Raw genomic sequence first — 19,286 nt, 5'->3', positions numbered from 1 at the left:
CGGGCGCCTGAAGGACTGGCGCCGCATCGCCATGCGCTATGACCGATGCGCACACACCTTCATGTCCGCCATCTGTCTCGCCGCAACTGTACTCTTCTGGATTAACGAGTCCTGAGCCTAGCCTCCTCGCGTGTGTTGAAGCGGGTCCGGTGGACGTTCTCCTTCTTGAGCGAGGCGAAAATCTTTCTATGGGTGCGTTGTCCAGGCAGTTGCCCTGCCGGCTCCGCCTTGGCAGGGACGTACACAAGATCCTTGCCCTGCCTCTTCAAAGTCAGGTCTGTGTCGGCCACCGCCAGCTCGGATTCCAGCAGCCCCTCATCGATGGTGCCGAATTCCCAAACCCGCAGGCTGCGGAAATCGACTGGCCTGGCCGGCAGCGCCGCGAGGTCCTTTGGCTGGTCGAGCAGCAGCCCGCGCAGGACCGGCTCGAATACGGTGTCGGGCAGCGCGATGCCGGCCAGGGCGGCGCCTAGCTTGGAGATGGCGGGATCTGTCTCGAACAGGCCACCGCCATAGGTCACGCGGTTCCAACACAAAGTGCGGGAGAGCCGGTTTGATGGGGGCAACTCCAGACGGTCGAAGACATGGCTCTCGTAGAGGATGGCCGGCCTGCCGTCGGCCAGGAACGCCGGGCCACCGCTCTCGACCTCGGCGACGGCCTTGATGGCGGGCAGGTCGCTGCCGAGACGCGCGGCCGCATCGGCCAGGTCGGCCTCGGTCAGGTCGCGCTGGAGCGGGGCAGGGGAGGGGCCGGCGGTCTCGAAGGACACCGGGGTCGCGGCCGGGGCCAGACGGGAGAAGATGCGCCCGATGGCGCCGAAGATGGGCATGGAAGACCCTCGGGTTGGTGTCCCGAGGGTCTGGGTGGGTGCGGAAAGTGAGCAGCGAGGTGGGTCCGTGCCGCGGATCAGGCGTCGATGCTGATCCTAACCCGGCCAGGATGGATTCCGAGCATTGTTCCAATACGGGTCTGGAATTCGGGGAATGGCCCCGTCTCGGTGACCGGCGCGGCCTCCGGGGCGAACGGCTCGCCCTCTTCGTCCTCGGAGATCTCCTCGGTGGTCGCCTCGACGGGCTGCGGCATGTCGATCCACTCCAGCCCGGCCGGGTCGATGCCGTAGGTCTCGAGGTCGATGTAGCGGATCGGGTTGCGGCCCGGCCACACGATGGGAACGGCGATCCGGGCATAACGCTCGATGCGAACAATGAAACGCTCGGGCCGCTCGGGGGAAGGGTCTACGCTGCGGATCTTGCCGATCATGAAGGCCATGCCGTGCGGCTCGGTGGCGCCGCCCCAGGTTCCGTTGTGCTGATTCTGGACCAGAACGACGTAACCGTGCCGCTTGGCCTTTTCAGGGTTGAGGACGAAGGCCTGACTGCCTCCCTCCTGGATGATGCGGGCGGGGCCGCGCGCCGTCATGATCATGACGGCGGAGAAGGGTGAGGGGGCACGCTCAGCCACGGGGGGAAGTCTCCTTGGAGGGAGGCCGCCCGGACCGGATTGGCCGGGCTAAGGGCCATATTCTCCTAACCCGCGCAACACATCAACCGTTATATTGGCCGTCATGCTCGGGCTAGTTACCCGTGCTATCCGGGCGAGTCCGGCTCGAGGACCAAGCTGACGTCACAGATGATGGTCCTGTCGATGAGCCGGGCGCGCTCCTGCTCCTGGCCCGGCTGCCACTTCCTGGCGAAGCTCTGCGGCCCCATGATCGCGGTGGCGATCAGGCGCATCATCTCGGAACCCTCGCCGCCCAGCTTCCGCCAGCTGGCCTGCAGGTCGACGATCTCGCTGGCTCGCACCTAGCCCTGCATGCCCTTGGCATTCGCCACGAAGTCCCGCAGACTACGTAGTTGAAGACCAGGTCCGCCACGAGCTCCTCTCCCAGCTGCTCAAGGCCGAGATGGCCGAGCGCGAGGTGCGCTCAATCGCCTACCACACGAAAACAGCCCGGTTCCCCGCCTACAAGGACCTCTCCCCTTCCATCCTGGGAAATCCGCCGAGAAACTAGCACCTCAGATGGACCACTTTCGCCGGGTCACCTCACAGCCACGAGGGCCCGTCACCGGCCAAATCCAAACTGAGACATCACCCAGCGACGGCCTATGTATCCCAGGGCGCTACTTCCTGGAGGGGTCACCCCAGTTCCTCTGTTCTATCATCTCGAACCACAAATCCGCCTCCGGGGCCTACCTTCCGGGTCAAGCCTCCGACGGCATCCAGAAGACTATCCCAAGAACCTGCACCTCCATAATTGCTCTCACGGAGGGAGCGGCCTGTCAGCCTCCTTATGGCCGAGCCCAGGGCCGGCAGAGATATGGGTTCCCGCGCAGCCGCCATGACGTCACGTACGGCGGTCAGCACAGCCTCGTCGAGGCTGCGATGAGTAGGAGCCTCGGCCGTTGCGCTGTCTATCGTAGTGAGTGCGGCGCCAATCCATTCGCTGCGCAGGGCAAACCCCCCGCCTGGGCCGTCCCTACGGACGAAGCCGCCGACGGTCTCAAGGAGCTTGTCCCAGGAGCCGCATCCTCCCCAGTTACTTTCTCTGATCGTGCGGCCCGTCCTGTCTCGGACGACGGTGCCGAGCAGAGGAAGCGGAACGGGCGCCTGCGCCTCGGCCATTGCATCCCTAACAGTTGTTAGCACGGCATCCTCCAGCTCATGGCCAAATGCCGCCTCGACAGCCGCAGCATCGCGCTGCCAACCAAGCCAAGCCGCAACTTCGTCGAGGCCGATGTGCGTGTCGGCGGACGCTTTGAGAACGCGACCCACGTCGGGGTGCGCGACGAGCCGTGTTGATCGGTCTGCAGCGCGGAGGCGAAGTAGGAGCGGGACGAAGTCGCAGTCCGTCGACAGAATCGTGAACTCGTCGATACGGGCCGTGGGTAGCGCCGCGAGTTCCATAGCGTCGAGGGCAATCCGCACGTCCGCGGCGTTCTTCAAGCGGGTCAGCTTCGGGCAATCCACAACCTCAAAGCCTGCTGCCTGAAATGCCCAGCGAAAGGTGCTGAAGTACCGTCGAACGCCGCTTTCCTCATCCTCAATGGAACCTGCGGGGTTCATGTAGCACCGGCGAACCAGAGCGCGGCGCGGGTTCCCTTGCATCAGTCTGTCAAGCCAGACCTCCGGCTCCTCCGCAAAGCGGAGAGCCACCTTCGGACCGGCCCCATCACGCAAGCCCAAGACCATATTGTCGAAATCGAGTAAGAACGCGCAGCGGAGCGGGGATGTTAAATTCATTGTCGGATTATCGCATGAAGTTAGGGTCCGGCAACTTGCTATCGAACTCGCAACATTCGGGGCGGCGAGCCGCAGAGCACGGCGAGGCTGGGACGCTGGTCTGTCAGGGTCTCGACCTGCTGGAGAGCGTTCGCGAAGGTGTGTCCGCCATACGGATTGCCGGGCATGGAGCGCATGCCGACGACGAAGCCGCCGGCCAGCGTGGTTGCGATGCTGACCAAGGTCTCGAACTCGTAGCGCACCCTGGCCTTGCCCTGGGAGATGCAGCCGACCTCGGGCTCGTGCAGGGCGTAGTTCTTGCTCGGGGCTTTGGTGTCTGCCGCAGTAGGCGCGTGACAAGCGTAATCCTGTCGCTGATCCGATCCCGCGGCTGACCGTCAGGGACGGCGCCGATCTTGCGGCCGATGTCGCGCAGGACGCGCCCGGTGTAGCCTTGAGCGTGCGCAGTGCCTTGCGCATTCGGCGGAACTGCCGGGCATGGGCGTGCCGCCCCGCTTGCGCTGCCAAGCGGTTGTAAGTCTGGCGCAAGGTAATCCCGGCCTTGCTGGCCAGCGCGACTAGGACGGCGGGCCCGCTCGTCGAGGCGGCTGTCGGTCGGGAGGGCGATGGCCTTCTCCATCACGGTGGTGTCCACCGCGATCTCGGCCAGGCTGCGTTCCGACACGGCACCCGCGGCACGGGCCGCCTCAAAGGTTGTGGTCAGCAGCCACTCCACGCCTTCCTCGCCGATGCGGCCGCGCCAGCGGCTGAGCGAAGAGGGATGGATGGGGGCGCGGTGCCCGAAGAAGGTCTCGCCAGTGAAGTGCTGGAAGTAGGAGTTCTCCACCCAGCGGGCGAGCATCGCCTCATCGGAACGCCCGTAGGCGTGCTGGAGGTACATCAGCCCGGCGACGAGGCGCGGATGGATGGTTAGCCGAACTTCGCCAGCGGGGAAGAAGCCGGCCCACTCCTGCTCGAACCAGGACCAATTGATCAGGGCGGCAAGCCGGACCCACTCATGCCGTCCATCGATCATGTCAACCAGCCGCGGCCGCAGGAGGTGAGGCTGCTCCGGCGTGCGAGGGCGGTGCTTCATGCCTGCCAAAATTGCAGGATTTCTGGCCTGCTCCATCTAACCCTTGCAGTTCCATGGCACCCGATCCAGTAACTCCCGCTTTAAATCAGCGCCCTGAAGGTTGTTCAGGCCCGACTACCTAGAGGGCATCGGCTGAAAGCCACTACCTTGCAGATCTTGGATTATGCTACCGCGTGGCCCAGAGCTGTAGAGTATCCCCGGTTTTGGAGGAAATCGGTTGCGCGGCCGGCTTTGTTAGATCGGCCGTAACCAGGGGAATATCTTCGCCTAGCAAAGTGAACTCGCGGAGCTTAATGGGCGCAACCTGTTTGAGGGTATCGGGGTCGTTCTTCAGTTTCTCGCGTAACTCCATAAGTAGGCGACCAAGGACGTTCCTCCCATGGAATTCGCCGTGATTGTCCTTGATAGCGCCCCAGAAATTGTCCTTTCGCGAGTCCTCAACTATCGGCTTATCGCCTGTGCGTAGGAGTAGATCGCCGAACTTCACCCAATTTTGCGCCAGTTTTACACGAAGGCACCACTTCATAATAGGGACGCGAAGATCATCCCAATCTTCGCGACTATCCTTTCTATAAGGCTTGGAGCGCATCTTTGCCGTCATCGGGCTAATCTCGCTCACAATAATCCTTTGCACCTCCGGCATGTGTGGAAATCTACAAGCTTGGTAAAGAGCTTCGGAGGTTCGCAGAGACACGCCGGCAATCCGGATTGGGAAGCCCGGCGCCATGTTCGACAAGCCGCCGAACTCCTCCCCCGTTTTGCGGAACGATATGACTTCCTCAGCGCGGTAGGTTCGAAAATCAGCAGCGGTCATGACGCTCAATTCGTTACTCTACGGAGAAGAGGATACCACGGATCACTAGCCCACAACACCAAAGGAGCGTTGTTGGGGCAGTTACGGTAGGTTGCGAACATGGTCCCAAATCCAATCGTCCTCATCGTCGTATTGCCTAGTGGCCGCTGGTAAGCGTTAAAATTGGGGCACATAGCCCGCACTGCAACACCCGCTCTTAGGAACTCCTGCTCAAGCAGGTGCCGCCCCTGATGAGACGAAAAGAACTGTAGCGGGCCCACGTTCGTGCCCGTTCGCCACTTCTGCTCCTTCCCGAGCGACGTCACATAGGCAGCAATGGCAGGATCATTGCCAGGCCCGGTAGGTCTCAGGACATCAGATGCATCTACTGCAAACAGCCCGTCCTCGATAGAAATGAGGCGGCCCCACTTGATGGTAAGGTTCTTGCCTGATTGAACGTTGGCTTCCCTAAGAGATTTTTCGGTGAAGTAGTGGCCTTGCGTGTGGATGGCGATTAATGCAATGAACAACTCGGCGTTTGCTGGCGCCACATTGGTAATCCAATTCTTGAGATCGGTCCCGATCCGCCCCCCTGAAAACAAGCCATCGTCCAGATAAATAAATTTGTTACCCTGTCCGCATTGAGCAATCGACAGACCCAGCTCCTTCTGTAGGTTCTCATCGAACAAGGAAAGCAATTCGCGCTGACTATCTCCTCTGGGCTGCAAATCGAGAAAGTTTATCTGCTGCCAGAATGCGGCATCATCACCCCCTGTCCAACCGTGATGATGGATGAGAGACTTAATAAACTTTCTCACTCGCGCCTTGGAGAAGTATGTTTTGCCTAGAACATGTTCCATCTCGGCCAAAATTGGCTGCTGAACAGCTTGGGGAAACTGATTGATCCATCGCTCAACATGGGCGGGGGTTGGAGTGGCCAGGATGCCTGCTTGGTAATCCTCAATGATAGCCGCAATCGCCTGCAACAGGCGGTTCCGCTCACTCATGTTCCCCCCTTGGTGGTAAGACGCATCGAGTTGTCCGAGTCTGATGATCTGCATTGCTGCCCTAGATGCCTAGTCCGATCCATCACTTCGTAAGTCGCGCCGTTGAACTACCCCAGTGCTGCCGGAGGATCCGGGGGCAGCAACCCTCAAAGCCTTGATTGCTGCGTTGGCCCATGCTGGAGACGCGAAACACCCCACTAAGGCTGTTCCCCGGCCAGATGTCAGAAATCCTCAACAGGGAGAATGCGCCTCTGGCAAAAACAAATACTTGAAGCTGCCGATTTGCTTGCTTCCGACTAACCTCATCCTCAATCAGGAGAATGGCTACGGGTAGGTTTCGTCAGGCAGAGCCAATCTAAAGTATTGCGATTGATAGTACTTGTGTCGGCCTTGGCAGTAGCAGGCAGTTCGGATCGCTAGTTTATTCTCGTGCTTAAGGAAAACCCGGAAGCTTGTCGGGATCATTATTCTCGATAAGGAAAGCCGACACCAGCCTCGGGCAGCTGACCCAGCAACTCGCGCCCGACCTGATGCAGGCCCACGGCATGGGCACGGGCACCGCGGCTGAGATGCTCATCCTCCTCGGCGATAACCCGGAACGCATCCGTTCGGAGGCGGCCCTGGCCAAGCTGTGCGGCGCCTGCCCCATCCCGGCCTCCAGCGGCAAAATCAATCGGCACCGCCTCAACCGTGGCGGCAGCCGGAAGGCCAACGCCGCCCTCTACCGCGTGGTCATCGTCCGCATGCGGGGGCACCAACCCACCCTCGACTACGTCAAGCGCCGTACCGCCGAAGGAAAGAGCAAGTCCGAGATCATCCGCTGCCTCAAGCGCTACGTCGCCCGTGAGATCTTTGGCTACCTTTGCCGCCCGACCCGTCTACTCGAGGCAGCTACAGCGGTCGCTTGACCGCTATATGAGTGTTTAGCCTTCTGACACTCTGCTCCCATGAGCCCCGCCATCGCCTATTTCCGCGTCTCGACCGAGCGTCAGGGCCGCTCTGGACTAGGACTTTATGCCCAAATGGAGCGATGCGCCGCCTTCGCGGCCGGAAACGGTATGACGATCGTGGAGGAGTTCACCGAGGTAGAGACGGGTAAGGGGTCTGACGCCCTCGAGCGACGGCCTCAGCTCACCGCGGCTCTCGCCGCGGCCCGGCGGCTGCGCTGCCCCGTCCTCGTCGCCAAGCTCGACCGCCTCTCGCGCGACGTCCACTTCATCGCAGGGCTGATGGTGCAACGCGTGCCCTTTATGGTGGCCGAGCTCGGGCCCGACGTGGACCCGTTCATGCTCCACATCTACGCGGCGCTCGCCGAGAAGGAGCGACGGATGATCTCGGAGCGGACGCGTGCCGCCTTGGCTGCGCGGAAGCGCGCTGGCGCCGTCCTCGGGAACCGGACGAATCTGGCGGAGGCTCAGGCTGTTGGCGCAGCGCGAACGGCGGAGGCGGCGCAACGCTTTGCGGAGAACGTCGCCCCCATTATCCATCAGGTTCGGGCCAGCGGCGTCACGAGCTTCCGCGGCATAGCTGCGGCCCTAAACGCCCGTGGAATCCGCACTGCGCGAAACGGACGCTGGGCAGCCACCCAGGTCAGTGCTGTCCTGGCACGGGTCGCCAAGGCCCCAGCCAGGACATGAAGATCTCGGTCTCAAGGGACCGTTTAATGGAATGTGAAATAGCACACCACGGGGCGAATGTGGCAGAATTGCTTCGTCATTGCTGACAGGAACCGCGATGCCGACTGCGAAGGAGAGGTCGAGGGAGCGCCGCTGGATCGTGCTCGGAATTGACGGCCGCTACGTGACGCTTGGCCGCGCCACCGACCCCTCCGAGGAGGAGGTACGCAGGGCTGAGGAGGCGCTGCGTGCGCAGGGCCTCGCCGGCTGGCTCGCCGTCATGGAGGGCAATCCGTACGTCGGCGCAGCCCCGCGCCTGCTGGAGGTGCGCCGTCTCGCCCAACCGGCTGTCCCCTTCGCAGACGCCGCAGCCGCCTGCATTCGCCTCATCGCCAACTACCGCACGGAGCTGGCCGGCTGACTGCCGCGTCGGCCAGCGCCGTCACTGCGTTGGCTCCGGCCTGAGCCGCGCCTGCCAAGCGCCGGCCAACTCCCTGCCCGGCTCCTCCGAGCCCAGAAAGACCGCGCAGGCGTCCAGCACCTCGCCTTCCGGCAGCCGCGCCGGGCCGCGGAGCGCGCACTCCCACACCACGAGCACCCGCCACCCGGCGTCGCCCAGCCGCCTGATGGTCGTGAGGTCGCGCGCGCGGTTCGCGGCGATCTTCGAGGCCCAGAACTCCGGCCGGGTCGCCGGCGCCTTGCACATTGGGCACCCATGGCCGTGCCAGAAGCAGCCGTGGACAAAGACGACCGCACGACGACCCGGGAAGACCAGGTCGGGCCGTCCTGGCAGATCCCGGCGGTGGAGGCGGTAGCGGAAGCCGCGCCCGTGCAGACCGCGCCGCACCAGCAGCTCCGGCTTCGTGTCGCGGCCGCGGATGCGGCTCATGTTAAGCCGGCGCTGGGCCGGCGTGAGGACGTCCGCCACGGGCGGCCTACGCCGGCGTGGCGTCGGCGGTGGCGTCCAGGGGGGGATGGAGGGCCTGCGCGGTCCGGTTTGGCAGCGTGCTGGCGCGACGCAGCGCCGCGGCCTCGAGCGTGTCCTTCATCTTCTCCGCAAGCGTCTTCGCAAGCAGCGGCGGAACCGCGTTCCCGATCTGCCGCAGGGCGGGGTTCATCGTCCCGCAGAAGACAAAGCCGTCCGGGAACGACTGCAACCGGGCGGCCTCGCGCACCGAGATCGGCCGCGCCTGCGCCTTGTCGTAGTGGATGTGGCTGTAGCTGTCCTTGCCGAGGTGGGCCATCAGCGTGCGAACCGGCTCCTTGCGATGAAGCATCCGCCACTTGTTCGGGAACTTTCCGGGGTCATAGGGCGGCACGATCGCCTTCCTGAGTTGCTCGTACTCGGGTGAGCCCGGGATGGCTGTTACGCCCTTCCTGCGCATGGCTGCGACGCGCTCCCCCAGCATGTCTAAAGCACGCTGGTACGCCTGGGGATACTGATCGCCGGGCTCCATCCGCGCGAAGATCTCGTAGTCGCGGGGAAGATACCGGATGACGTGGTCCATCAGGCCGTCCGGGGCCTCAAAGCCAGGCCACGTCCGCATCGCGTGCGCATAGGCAGAGACGCGCCGTCGCCCGTCGTAGCGGACCAACGCGTCGAAGCGCCGCGCGCCACGCCGCAGGTGCCCGGCAGCCAGCTGCTCGCGCGCGTAGATCGGCGGCAGGTCGCCCAAAGCGTCCCCTGCCGTGACGGCCTCCAGCGGCGCCCCATTCGTGTCCGGCGGTTCGACGTAGCTGTGGGGGCGACCATCGGCTTCGGCCAGCAGGTCGCTTTGCCCGGGCGACCTTTCGCGAAGATACTTCTTCGCGACGGCGCGCGTGCCGTGATAGCCGCGCGGCAGGACAAACCGGTGGGTAGCCTCCGGAAATTGCACCGCGCCTGCAACCTCGCGGTGGTACGCGACGAGGAACATGCGCTCCCGCATCTGCGGCACGCCGTAGTGCACGGCGTTCAGCAGAGTGTAGCCGCAGACGTACTCCTTCCCGGCCAGAACTTCGCAGATGTCCTCGGCCACGTTCTGGCCGCCGTGGTTCAGGACGTCTGGGACATTCTCCATCAGTACCGCAAGAGGCTGGAATGCGTCGACGTAACGGAGGTACTCCAGGTACAGGCGCGCGCGCGGGTCGTGTCTGAAGGCCTCCGGGTGGGCGTCGATCTCGCGGAGCTTGGGACGGCCGACGCGGGCGAATGCCTGACAGGGCGGTCCGCCCACGATCACGTCCACGGCCAGCTTGGCCGGCTCGAGACCCAGCTCGGCCGCCAGCTCCTCCGGGTGCGTCGTCACGATGTCCCGGTGCCTGCTGTGCTCGGGCGCCCCGCCGTGGAAGTTCAGCCCGTGCGAGCGCGCGGCCTCAGGGTCCGCCTCGACCGCCGCGCATAGCGCGTAGCCTGCGGCGGCAAACCCCAGCGACAGCCCCCCGCACCCGGCGAAGAGGTCCAACACGCGTGGCCGGCCGGTGGTCCGGAGGCGCGCGAGTTTCTGGAGGATGCTCCCGGCGGTCACGACGCTTGGCTCCTCAGGGCAGTCGGCATGCGCAGCGGCAGCTCGCGCTGGCCGGGGTGCTCCTGGAGGAACTTCAGGATGGCGTGCCGCATCACCCACGCCACCGAGACGTCGTTGGCGGCGGCGAGCGCCTCGATCTGGGCGCGCGCATCCTCCGGGAGGAGGACCGAGGTTCGAACCGTCTTCCTGCTCTTCGAGCCCACCGCCGTCTTCCGCCCCGAGTATGCATGGTGCGTCGGATCGGCACCACTCTGGTGCAAGATGCACCAACTGCGGCGGCGGTACCAGGCCCACTCCCTCTGACCAAGGTGCCCAACATAGATGCCGGTCCTGAGTCACAGATCGCTTCCTAAATCTACATTCGTAAAATATACGAGAAATGTAAGCGCCATCCCTTGCTTTCGTAACGGTTTGCTAATATCTGTTGGGTGTAAATTCGGAGACGAGGGCCGGTGAGGGACAAGCGCGCAAAGTTCGTCGAGCTGGCCAATAAGCGGGTGAACGCGGCCATTAAGGCCGTGCGCCTCGTCAGCAATCTGGGGAACCGGTCGAACTACGAGTACACGGAAGAGGACGCCCGCAAGATGATGCGGGCCCTCCAAAAGGAGCTGGACACCGCCAAGGCGAAGTTCGGCGACGGCTCGGACTCGGTCGGCGGAGAATTCCGGCTGTGACCAGCGGTACCGAGAGCCTGGTCGTCAGGTGGAAGAAGCAGGCACCGGACGATGTGACGAAGAACCTGACGCAGCGCGATCAGTTCAGCTCCGAGAAGGTGGGCCTGACCGAGGCGCTTGTCCGAGAGGCGTTCCAGAACATCCTCGATGCCGGCGAGCCGGGGCGCACGGCGCCGATCCGCGTGCGGGTCGGCATCACCAAGCCGGTCGTGCGGGAGGCGCCCTTCATGGGGGGGCTTCTGCTGGAACTCGCCCCGCATCTGGCCGCCTGCGGCGTGAAGGTGGGAGAGGCCCAGCTTCGCGCGCCGGGCTTCCTGGTCTTCGAGGACTTCACCACCACCGGGCTCACCGGCGCCTGGAACCGGCACGACCAGGGCGGCTGGAACGGCTTCTTCCGAGCCTTCGGCGCCTCGAACAAGGGCGGGGCCACAGGCGGCCGTTGGGGCCTGGGCAAGCTCGTCTTCACGTCAGCATCGGCCATCCGGACCTTCTTCGCCCTCACGGTGCGCCATGACGATGAGCCGCGCGCACCTCTGCTCATGGGGCAGACGATTCTCAAAACGCACGAGATGGGCGGCGACCTGTATGGGACGCACGGGTTCCTCGCGCTGCCTGGCAAGGAAGGAACGATCCAACTTCCGTGCCGCGACGAGGCGGTCATCGCGCGCTTCCGGGAAGAAGCCGGCGTCACGCGTCTGGCCGAGCCGGGCCTCTCGGTCGCGGTCGTCTTGCCGACCCAGGACGTGACACGCGACCAACTGCTCCGCTTCCTGCTCGACAACTACTTCTTCCCCATCCTCGACGGGCAGCTTGAGGTCGATGTGGACGGCACGCGGGTGGCGACAGACACCTTCGACGCTGTGCTCAAGCAGTTCGGCGGTGAGGATCTGAAGGGCGGTCGCATGGCCGCGTTCATCCGCGCGGTGGGCATTGCCCGGAAGGCGCCGCCGATGGTGACCGTTCCGGAGGGCTGGCATAGCGCCGAGCGGCTCGGCTTGCCGGAGCTGGCGGTGCAGAAGCTGCGCGACGTCTACAAGGCCGGCGAGGTCGTCTTGGTGCAGTTCCCTATCACGCTGCGGGACCGCGACGGCGCCGTTCACGCGACGCATGTCGCGGTCGCTATGCGGAAGGCCGGCGAAGGCGAGAAGGGCGGCGCGGTGGTGGTGCGGAACCTTATCACCGTGCCGGCCGAGGCGGACCGCATCCGGGCATCCGGGAGCTACGTCGCGTTGCTGGCACAGGACGGGCCGCTGGTCGCCTTCCTGGGCGACGCCGAAGGTCCCGCGCACGTTGATTGGAACTCCAAGGCCGAGCGCCTCAATGGGGCCTGGAAGAACGCCGGCATGCGGCTGAGCGAGGTTCGCGCCGCGCCGCGCAAGCTGATCGAGCTCCTCGCTCCGGCGCTGGCCGAGGAAGACCCGGACGCGCTGATCGAAGAGCTCTCCATCGAGAGCGAGCTTCGTAAGGCACGGCAACCGACCGAGAAAACCAAGAAGCCGAAGGACGGTAAGGGCAAGGTGCCCGACGACCTTCCGGCCGCAAAGCCGAAGTGGCGGCTGCAGAAGCGCCAGGGCGGCTTCGCGCTGTCCAGCGGGCCTGGCCTTGAGGAAGGCGACCTGCCGATGCGCCTGCGTGTGCGGGCGGCATTCGACGTTCCGGCCGGCGATCCCTTCAAGCGACATCATCCTCTGGATTTCGATCTCGATGGCGGCCCGGAGGTCAACATCAACCCCGAAGGCGCGACGGTGGCGGCAGAGGACGCGAAGACGGTCATCGTGACGGCCGAGGCTGCACCCTTCCGGGTCAGCTTTGAGGGCTTCGACCCGCGCCGCGACTTGGTGGTCGAAGCTCGGAGGCTCACAAAGTGAAGCGGCATTTCAACTTCACCGGCCGCCAGAGCATCCCTGCCGACATGGTGTCGGCAGTTGTGCAGCCGGCTGGACAAGACGGCATCCGCAGCTTCGACCTGCGCATCGGTGATCTTGCTACCCTAGGGCTTCCTGCCGGCGCGCGGGTCTATGTCGAGCCCTATGTGAAGTCGTCCTCCATGCGGTTCGCCTTCGGCACCGTTGGCGCGATTCTGCCGCCGCAGGACCGCAGTTTGCCGGAGATCGACGACGGTGCAGGGGTGCTGTTCCGCGTGCTGGTCGTCGATGAGACCGACAAGGTGGGGCGGCTGCTCGCATTGGCGGACAAGATCGCGCCGCTTGGCGACGAGCAGCAGAGGGATGCCGTGCTGCCGCTGGAGACGCGCGACCTCGGCGAGGCCGTGTGGCGCCTTGAAGCCGACAAAGGAGTGCGGCCGAAACTGCTGATCAACAGTCGCTACCCTGGCTTGAAGCAGCGGCTTCTCGAAGACCCTTTGATGATGGGCGCGGTGCTACCCCTTGCCGTGCGCGACGCAATCAGGGTCGTGCGGCATGAGGACGATGAAGCGCTCGAATGGGTGATGCGATGGCGACAGTTCGTCGAGGATGTGGCCGGAGCCGAGGTTGCCGAACGTATCTTCGATGAAGGCGAAGATGACGGGGACGAGATGGACGAAGTCATTGACGATGTATGCCGGCAGTTGGTGGAAAAGCGCCGATATCTGTCGCGCGCCTTGAAGATCGCGGAGGCGCTTTCCAATGGCTGAGACGGTGCGCATGTTGAACGAGGACGGCGCCCGTCTCTTCCGGGAGTTTGTCGAGCGCGCCAGGAAGGGGAGCACCGAATCAGCCCCGTGGCACCTGCTCACAGACGAAGCGACGAGCGCGCCGCTGGACTTCGCCGCAGAGGTCGAGCTTCGGGCCTTCGCATCGCGGGTCGAGTTCGGCCGGTACCTCGCGGACGCCTTCAAGCATGTCGAACGGCGGCGCCTCTCGCGCGAGGCTGGTATGTGGAACTGGCTCGCGCTTCGGTATTTCGATCAGCTTTGCCCGCCGAATGGTGCGGGTGCTCGCAAGCTCCTTGCGACCGGGCACTACGTGCTGGAAGGGCGCTTCGCCCACAACCGCTACTACCGGCATCTTGTCCGTGCTGCTTGGTATGCGATGGCGCTTCACGGTACCGAGGGCGAGATACTGCTCACTTCGGCGGGGAAGCCGACCCCGGGGATCGGCCAATGGGGAGAAATTTCGGAGCAGCTTGCGGGATACCAGGATATCCTCGGCAGCCGCACTGCGATGGTGGTGGCGGCGAAGCTGTTCCTCGACGATGCCAGAACGACCAAGCGTGGCGCAGCTTCGCCTGACGGGCCTGGGAGCGTGCGGCGTCTTTCCACCGTGCTTCGCCAGTTGGCGATGACACACGATCTTCGCACGGCCGAGCCGGCAGAAGTCGTCGTTATGCTGCCGGGTGAATTCGAGGCCTTCCGCGGCGGGCCTAAGCCACCGAGGAAGCGGAGCCTTCTGCGTCGGCTAATTGGCGCGGACGATGCGCGGCAATAGCGGCGTGGTGGCAACACCATGTATTTCCACAACCAACCGAGCTTGGAAGCGCTTTAGCGCATCATAACGTTCTGTGTCAGCGGGCTATACGCCCGTATAGCCCGCTGACACAAGGCCTTCAAAGCGGAGGCCACGGCAGAGGACCGGCACCTTCCGCGTGGGATAACCAGCGGCGGCCTTTCTCCTGAGTGAGCGGGGGCAGGCGCGAGCACCTCCGGCTCTTCGCTCCAGCGTCAATGCCAATTGATTTGTATCGCTTCCGATTTGCCTTTGTTGGATGTTGTTAACCCCTGGTGGGAGATCTCCAGTGACAGCGGCATCGAAGGCCCAAAGAGGCTGGGCCGGGCTGTTTCTTCTGGCCAACCTGCTGTTGAGCGGGCCACCGGCTGCCGCGCAGGTTGGGGGACCTGAAACCCGCTGGGAGATGCTGAACCGCCAAGCGGTCTCGGCGCATGGACGGGGATCCTACCCGGAGGCGGTTGCCGCAGCCGAGCAGGCGGCGGCCCTGGCCCGGCAGGCTTTCGGTGCGCGTGATCCACGCACCCTGACCAGCCTCAACAACCTAGGCTTTCTGTACCACGGCCAGGGCCGGCTGGGCGAGGCCGAGCCGCTCCTGCGCGAGGCCCTGCAACTGCGCCGGGAGGTACTGGGCCCGCGCCATCCCGACACCCTGGCCAGCCTTAACAACCTGGCCGGCCTGTACAGGGACCAGGGCCGGCTGGGCGAGGCCGAGCCGCTCCTGCGCGAGGCGTTGGAGGGAGCGCGCGCCGTGCTGGGCGAGCGCCATCCCGACACCCTGGCCAGCCTCAACAATCTGGCCCTCCTGTACGATACCCAGGGCCGGCTGGGCGAGGCCGAGCCGCTCCTGCGCGAGGCGTTGGAGGGAGCGCGCGCCGTGCTGGGCGAGCGCCATCCCGACACCCTGGTCAGCCTCAACAACCTAGGCGCGCTGTACCTTGCCCAGGGCCGGCTGGGTGAGGCCGAGCCGCTCCTGCGCGAGGCCCTGCAGTTGCGCCGCGAGGTGCTGGGCGAGCGCCATCCCAGCACCCTGACAGGCCTCAACAACCTAGCCAGTCTGTACCACGCTCAGGGCCGGCTGGGCGAGGCGGAGCCGCACTTCCGCGAGGCCCTGCGACTGCATCGGGAGGTGCTGGGCGAGCGCCATCCCGACACCCTGATCAGCCTCGCCAACCTAGCCCTCCTGTACCATGCCCAGGGCCGGCTGGGCGAGGCCGAGCCGCTGCTGCGCGAGGCGCTGCAACTGCATCGGGAGGTGCTGAGCGAGCGCCATCCCGAAACCCTGATCAGCCTCGCCAACCTGGCCCTCCTGTACCATGCCCAAGGCCGGCTGGGCGAGGCCGAGCCGCTGTATCGCGAGGCGCTGGAGGGCGCGCGCGCCGTGCTCGGCCCGGCGCATCCCAGCACGCTGCTCTTTCAGCTGAATCATGTGAGTACGCTGGCTAGGCAGGGCCGCGTGGAGGCGGCGGTGCGGCAGCTGCGCGCGATGGAGCCGCATCTGCTCAGCTGGCTCGGCGCCGAGCTCTACAGCAGCGAGAGCCCAGGCGTCCGCCGCCAGCTCGTCGCGTCGCAAGCCAACTTCCAGCACCTCGCCCTCAGCCTCGCCCTGCAGCCCGGTGCCGGGACTGCTGCCGCCGAACTCGCCGCCTCCGCCGTGCTGCGCTTCAAGGGCCTGCAGGCCGAGGAGGAGGCCTACCTCGCCCGCATCGCCCGACGGGGTACCGACCCCCGTGCCCGCGACCTATCCCAGGAAATCGCCGGCCTGCGCGGGCAGCTGGCCCGCCTGTTCCACAGCGGGGGCGAGGGCGGGGATGGCAGCCGCGATGCGGTCACCAATCTCACCGCCCGCCTCGCGGCGCGCGAACTCGCCCTCGGCCGCGTCAGCCGCGACTATGCCCAGCACCTGCAGGTCCGCGGCACCAACCTCGGTGACCTGCAGGCGGGCCTTGCCCCGCGCACCGCTCTGCTCGAGATCCGCGAGTACCGGCCCTTCGACTTTCGCACCGGCAGGCTGGGCCCGCCCCGCTGGGCTGGGGTTCTGGTGAGCGGCGACACCGTCCGCGTGCTCGATCTCGGGCCGGTGGCCGACAGCACCGCCGCGGCCGCGACACTGCTGCGCGACATCGGCAACCTCTCCGCCGCCCAGTCCCTTCACCAGCAGCTGATCGCGCCTGTCGCATCCGACCTGGCCGGCCTCGATCGGCTCTTCATCGCGCCCGACGGCGTGCTGCACCTTGTCCCCTTCGCGGCCCTGGGCGCCCCCGACGGCCGCCGCCTCGCCGAGAGGGCCGACATCCGCCTGCTCCAGACCGGCCGCGACCTGCTCCGCCCCGCCCCCGACCGCCCCGCCTCCGGCCTGGTCGCACTCGGCGGCATCGAATTCGGCCAAGCCGGACCGCAACTCGCCGCGGCCGTGCCGGCCTCGGCGACGTCCGGGCCGGTGGTCGGCGGCGTGGGTGCAGCTGAGTTGCGCAGCCGCACCGAGGAGGCCTTCCGCGCCGGCTTCGGCCCTCTCCCCCACAGCGGCCCAGAGGTTGAGGCGATCGCCGCCCTCTACCGCCTCGCCCGTCGTAACGAACCCGTCGAGGTCTGGACCGGCCGCGAGGCCAGTGAGGCCCGGCTCAAGGCCCTTCCCCTTCCACCACGGGTGCTGCACTTGGCCACCCACGGTTTCTACCGCGCTCCGACCCAGCCGCAGGACCGTCCCATGCTGCTGGCCGGCATCGCCCTCGCCGGCGCCAACGGGGCGCTGCGCACGGCCGACCAGGACGGCGTCCTCTACGCGATCGAGGCACAGGACCTGAACCTCGAGGGCACCGAACTCGTCATCCTCTCGGCTTGCGAGACCGCGAGAGGGCAGGTCGACTACGGCGAGGGCGTCTCAGGACTGGTGCGGGCGCTGCGCACCGCGGGTGCCCGGTCCGTCCTCGTCACCCTCCAACCGGTGGGCGACCGCAGCGCGAGTGAGTTCATGGAGCGCTTCTACTTCCACTGGCTCGGCCAGGCCGGCCAGAGCGACCCAGCCGCCGCGCTCCGTGCTGCCCAACTCGAGTACATCCGCACCAGCACCGGCCCGGCCGCCGGCTCCCCTATCTGGGCCCAGTTCACCCTCGTCGGAGGTTAGATGGTCAGGACCATGAGGCGGCTGCTTCTCCCCGCCACCCTCGCCGCGGTGCTGAACGCCACGCCAGCCGCAGCAGCCAATCCCATCCCGGAGGACAACCGCACCTGCTTCTGCCTGGAGCATCGGAGCACGCAGCAGCTCCTCCGGGGGTGCCGCGGCTTTCGAGCCCCGGCTGACTTCTACGTCACCGCGCGGTGCTGGGATGAGAGCCGCAACAGCAGCGGCCCTCCCCGCCCGGTGACGAGCGAGTGGTCCTCCATCTCCGGTGGGCAAGGCCGCTGTGTTCCTTGTGACCCTAGACCAAGGCCGACCGACGACCTTCCGCGGCAGGAGGGAGGATGAGCGACGGTTCCAAGAGCCTTTCCCTGGGCGACGTTGTCTCCGTCGCGACGTTTGCCATCGCGTTGCTCACGGCTTGGCTATACGTCGCCGGTTGGAGCTACACCTACCACTACTTCGATCGCTTTCGGATCCCGCTTCTCATGGTCGACCTGCCGAAGGAGCAGGTCTTCATCTATGGCGGACTGGTGACCTGGAAGAACCCAGGCGCGGCCGTCGGCATCGGCGCCTGCATCATCGCATTCATCTGGGCTTGTACTCGCTGGTCACAGCGCCTGGGCCGTTTCGGCGTCAGCACGCTCGTCATCCTGGCCGTCATCGGCCTCTTCGTGCTCGCGCGGGTGGGCGGCACGGGAACGGCACGCTCTGATTTCCAGGCGCAGCGGGACAGCGACTATCGCGCTTATCCCCGTCTCTCGCTGACCCTCAAGAAGGAGACCGGAGAGGCTGTCGGAACCACCCTGGCCGACATCGTCACAGCGGGCTGTGGCCGCCTGTTGCTCGTCAGCGGCGGGCGCCTGTTCGTGATCCGCCCGATCAGGGGCGCCGCAGGTGTCGAACTCGACAGCTTCATCATTCCGCTGGATCGCGTTGAGGTGTTCCGGATCCAGGCAGACTACACCAGTTGCCCATAAGAGCCGCGAACGGCGCGTGCTCTTCGTCCGGCCGGCACCGTCAACTTGCGGACGTCGACGCGAGTAGGCTGACTGGTCGAGCGCGGGATCAAGGGTGATCAAGTGAGCGCGGTGACCCCGCTGATGTCGGACCAAACCTCAAACGCCCGCGCCTTTGTAGCGCGGTACTCGTAGGCAGTGACGTGGCCGCGCGAGGATGAAAGAGGTTGTTGATCCCGTCGTGAGCGGAGAGGAAGCGCTGCGCCTGGCCTGCTGATTTGAAGCGCTTCATCCCACGTTCTCGTCCTCACGTCGGCTGATGCGAGCTCTCCGCCCTGTTGTTCAGTCCCTGGTGCTGCCGGTGCTCGACGGAAGGCATCACCTCCCTCTTGGCGGTCCTATAGCTTGCCAACTTGTCGGTGATCATGACCCGTGGCGGCCGCATCTGACGCGTCAGCAGTTTCCTGAGGAGCCGCTTGGCCGCTTGCTGATCGCGCCTTGTCTGCACCAGCACGTCGAGCACCATCCCGGCCTGATCGACGGCTCGCCAAAGCCAGTGCGTCACACCGTTGATCTTGAGGACGACCTCATCCATGTGTCACTTGTCACCAGCGCGGGGAAGCCGGCGGCAGATCCCATTGGCGAAAGCCTGGCCGAACTTGCGGCCCCACTGGCGCAGTGTTTCGTGGCTGACCACGATGCCGCGGAAGGCCAGCATCTCCTCACCTGTCAACGCCGCCTGAAATCTGACCCACCTTGGCTCGCGTCGCCGGTCGAAACCTGACCCACTGGATCGCCCGGAGATGGGACGAGCTCCACCTCCGGACGGCGTGTCTCAGCGGCTCTCCTT

General features: G+C 65.4%; 19 protein-coding genes and 3 pseudogenes. 11 read left to right on the top strand and 11 right to left on the bottom strand.

The window, feature by feature from the left end; translation table 11 throughout:
- Nucleotides 1-115: pseudogene (locus tag J8J14_RS22595) on the top strand (IS5/IS1182 family transposase); the annotation flags it as partial.
- On the opposite strand, the gene J8J14_RS22590 reads toward J8J14_RS22595, so the two are convergent.
- From J8J14_RS22590 to J8J14_RS22580, 3 genes are all read right to left on the bottom strand, one after another.
- Nucleotides 102-830 (bottom strand): N-acetylmuramidase domain-containing protein, encoded by a 729-nt coding sequence (locus J8J14_RS22590; protein WP_209381809.1) that lies wholly within the window; start codon nt 828-830, stop codon nt 102-104. The pseudogene J8J14_RS22595 and the gene J8J14_RS22590 overlap by 14 nt on opposite strands.
- 77 nt (nt 831-907) lie before the next feature.
- Entirely contained in the window at nt 908-1,462 is a 555-nt protein-coding gene (locus J8J14_RS22585) for a hypothetical protein (RefSeq protein WP_209381808.1), read from the bottom strand.
- A 125-nt stretch (nt 1,463-1,587) separates the two neighbouring features.
- Nucleotides 1,588-1,803 carry a hypothetical protein gene (locus J8J14_RS22580; RefSeq protein ID WP_209381807.1) on the bottom strand — a complete coding sequence of 72 codons (216 nt, stop codon included), beginning with the start codon at nt 1,801-1,803 and terminating at the stop codon, nt 1,588-1,590.
- A 74-nt stretch (nt 1,804-1,877) separates the two neighbouring features.
- Here J8J14_RS22580 and J8J14_RS22575 point away from each other — a divergent pair.
- Nucleotides 1,878-1,979 (top strand): annotated as a pseudogene (locus J8J14_RS22575) (ATP-binding protein); the annotation flags it as partial.
- A 158-nt stretch (nt 1,980-2,137) separates the two neighbouring features.
- Here the strand turns inward: J8J14_RS22575 and J8J14_RS22570 are convergent.
- From J8J14_RS22570 to J8J14_RS22555, 4 genes and pseudogenes are all read right to left on the bottom strand, one after another.
- A complete protein-coding gene (locus J8J14_RS22570; RefSeq protein WP_280843014.1) occupies nt 2,138-3,241 on the bottom strand; it encodes an NYN domain-containing protein in 1,104 nt (367 codons plus the stop codon).
- A 74-nt stretch (nt 3,242-3,315) separates the two neighbouring features.
- Nucleotides 3,316-4,316, bottom strand: a pseudogene (locus J8J14_RS22565) (IS5 family transposase); the annotation flags it as partial.
- Between the two features lie 166 nt (nt 4,317-4,482).
- Entirely contained in the window at nt 4,483-5,130 is a 648-nt protein-coding gene (locus J8J14_RS22560; RefSeq protein ID WP_209381805.1) for an NADAR family protein, read from the bottom strand.
- Between the two features lie 5 nt (nt 5,131-5,135).
- Nucleotides 5,136-6,116 (bottom strand): phosphoribosyltransferase-like protein, encoded by a 981-nt coding sequence (locus J8J14_RS22555; protein ID WP_209381804.1) that lies wholly within the window; start codon nt 6,114-6,116, stop codon nt 5,136-5,138.
- A 452-nt stretch (nt 6,117-6,568) separates the two neighbouring features.
- Between J8J14_RS22555 and J8J14_RS22550 the strand changes: the two genes are divergently transcribed.
- The 3 genes from J8J14_RS22550 (at nt 6,569) to J8J14_RS22540 (ending at nt 8,153) form a co-directional block, all read left to right on the top strand.
- On the top strand, nt 6,569-7,024 hold the full coding sequence (locus J8J14_RS22550) for a transposase (RefSeq protein ID WP_209381803.1): 456 nt from the start codon (nt 6,569-6,571) through the stop codon (nt 7,022-7,024).
- Between the two features lie 39 nt (nt 7,025-7,063).
- The gene (locus J8J14_RS22545) at nt 7,064-7,753 is read left to right on the top strand and encodes a recombinase family protein (protein ID WP_209381802.1); all 690 of its coding nucleotides are present in this window, start codon (nt 7,064-7,066) and stop codon (nt 7,751-7,753) included.
- Between the two features lie 97 nt (nt 7,754-7,850).
- A complete protein-coding gene (locus tag J8J14_RS22540; RefSeq protein WP_209381801.1) occupies nt 7,851-8,153 on the top strand; it encodes a hypothetical protein in 303 nt (100 codons plus the stop codon).
- A gap of 21 nt (nt 8,154-8,174) precedes the next feature.
- Here the strand turns inward: J8J14_RS22540 and J8J14_RS22535 are convergent, their stop codons facing one another.
- From J8J14_RS22535 to J8J14_RS22525, 3 genes are read right to left on the bottom strand one after another with little or no spacing between them, the layout of a single operon-like run.
- Nucleotides 8,175-8,660, bottom strand: coding sequence for a very short patch repair endonuclease (locus J8J14_RS22535; protein ID WP_209381800.1), 486 nt, complete (start codon nt 8,658-8,660; stop codon nt 8,175-8,177).
- A gap of 7 nt (nt 8,661-8,667) precedes the next feature.
- Nucleotides 8,668-10,239: a DNA cytosine methyltransferase gene (locus J8J14_RS22530; RefSeq protein WP_209381799.1), complete on the bottom strand. Its 1,572-nt coding sequence runs from the start codon at nt 10,237-10,239 to the stop codon at nt 8,668-8,670.
- Nucleotides 10,236-10,442, bottom strand: a complete 207-nt coding sequence (locus tag J8J14_RS22525; RefSeq protein ID WP_209381798.1) for a ribbon-helix-helix protein, CopG family — start codon at nt 10,440-10,442, stop codon at nt 10,236-10,238. The genes J8J14_RS22530 and J8J14_RS22525 overlap by 4 nt, the downstream gene beginning before the upstream one ends.
- Nucleotides 10,443-10,691: 249 nt before the next feature.
- Here J8J14_RS22525 and J8J14_RS22520 point away from each other — a divergent pair, with 249 nt between their 5' ends.
- From J8J14_RS22520 to J8J14_RS22495, 6 genes are all read left to right on the top strand, one after another.
- Nucleotides 10,692-10,913, top strand: coding sequence for a hypothetical protein (locus tag J8J14_RS22520; protein ID WP_209381797.1), 222 nt, complete (start codon nt 10,692-10,694; stop codon nt 10,911-10,913).
- Entirely contained in the window at nt 10,910-12,781 is a 1,872-nt protein-coding gene (locus J8J14_RS22515) for a hypothetical protein (RefSeq protein ID WP_209381796.1), read from the top strand. The genes J8J14_RS22520 and J8J14_RS22515 overlap by 4 nt, the downstream gene beginning before the upstream one ends.
- On the top strand, nt 12,778-13,548 hold the full coding sequence (locus J8J14_RS22510; protein WP_209381795.1) for a hypothetical protein: 771 nt from the start codon (nt 12,778-12,780) through the stop codon (nt 13,546-13,548). The genes J8J14_RS22515 and J8J14_RS22510 overlap by 4 nt, the downstream gene beginning before the upstream one ends.
- Nucleotides 13,541-14,341 carry a hypothetical protein gene (locus tag J8J14_RS22505; RefSeq protein WP_209381794.1) on the top strand — a complete coding sequence of 267 codons (801 nt, stop codon included), beginning with the start codon at nt 13,541-13,543 and terminating at the stop codon, nt 14,339-14,341. Before J8J14_RS22510 ends, J8J14_RS22505 begins: the two co-directional genes overlap by 8 nt.
- 424 nt (nt 14,342-14,765) lie before the next feature.
- Nucleotides 14,766-17,483 carry a CHAT domain-containing protein gene (locus J8J14_RS22500; RefSeq protein ID WP_209381793.1) on the top strand — a complete coding sequence of 906 codons (2,718 nt, stop codon included), beginning with the start codon at nt 14,766-14,768 and terminating at the stop codon, nt 17,481-17,483.
- A 338-nt stretch (nt 17,484-17,821) separates the two neighbouring features.
- Nucleotides 17,822-18,457 carry a hypothetical protein gene (locus tag J8J14_RS22495; RefSeq protein WP_209381792.1) on the top strand — a complete coding sequence of 212 codons (636 nt, stop codon included), beginning with the start codon at nt 17,822-17,824 and terminating at the stop codon, nt 18,455-18,457.
- Between the two features lie 286 nt (nt 18,458-18,743).
- Here J8J14_RS22495 and J8J14_RS25815 read toward each other — a convergent pair whose 3' ends face one another.
- A complete protein-coding gene (locus J8J14_RS25815) occupies nt 18,744-19,031 on the bottom strand; it encodes a transposase (RefSeq protein WP_408896544.1) in 288 nt (95 codons plus the stop codon).
- Between the last annotated feature and the right edge of the window lie 255 nt (nt 19,032-19,286).

This window comes from Pararoseomonas baculiformis, from assembly GCF_017813395.1.
Taxonomy (GTDB): domain Bacteria; phylum Pseudomonadota; class Alphaproteobacteria; order Acetobacterales; family Acetobacteraceae; genus Roseomonas; species Roseomonas baculiformis.
This window is presented reverse-complemented; position numbering and strand designations above follow the sequence as displayed.

Excerpts from the sequence above, each read along its gene's own strand:
- J8J14_RS22590 (WP_209381809.1), bottom strand. The coding sequence starts at position 830 with ATGCCCATCTTCGGCGCCATCGGGCGCATCTTCTCCCGTCTGGCCCCG.
- J8J14_RS22570 (WP_280843014.1), bottom strand. The coding sequence starts at position 3,241 with ATGAATTTAACATCCCCGCTCCGCTGCGCGTTCTTACTCGATTTCGAC.
- J8J14_RS22560 (WP_209381805.1), bottom strand. The coding sequence starts at position 5,130 with ATGACCGCTGCTGATTTTCGAACCTACCGCGCTGAGGAAGTCATATCG.
- J8J14_RS22555 (WP_209381804.1), bottom strand. The coding sequence starts at position 6,116 with ATGAGTGAGCGGAACCGCCTGTTGCAGGCGATTGCGGCTATCATTGAG.
- J8J14_RS22545 (WP_209381802.1), top strand. The coding sequence starts at position 7,064 with ATGAGCCCCGCCATCGCCTATTTCCGCGTCTCGACCGAGCGTCAGGGC.
- J8J14_RS22540 (WP_209381801.1), top strand. The coding sequence starts at position 7,851 with ATGCCGACTGCGAAGGAGAGGTCGAGGGAGCGCCGCTGGATCGTGCTC.
- J8J14_RS22505 (WP_209381794.1), top strand. The coding sequence starts at position 13,541 with ATGGCTGAGACGGTGCGCATGTTGAACGAGGACGGCGCCCGTCTCTTC.
- J8J14_RS22500 (WP_209381793.1), top strand. The coding sequence starts at position 14,766 with ATGCTGAACCGCCAAGCGGTCTCGGCGCATGGACGGGGATCCTACCCG.
- J8J14_RS22495 (WP_209381792.1), top strand. The coding sequence starts at position 17,822 with ATGAGCGACGGTTCCAAGAGCCTTTCCCTGGGCGACGTTGTCTCCGTC.
- J8J14_RS25815 (WP_408896544.1), bottom strand. The coding sequence starts at position 19,031 with ATGGATGAGGTCGTCCTCAAGATCAACGGTGTGACGCACTGGCTTTGG.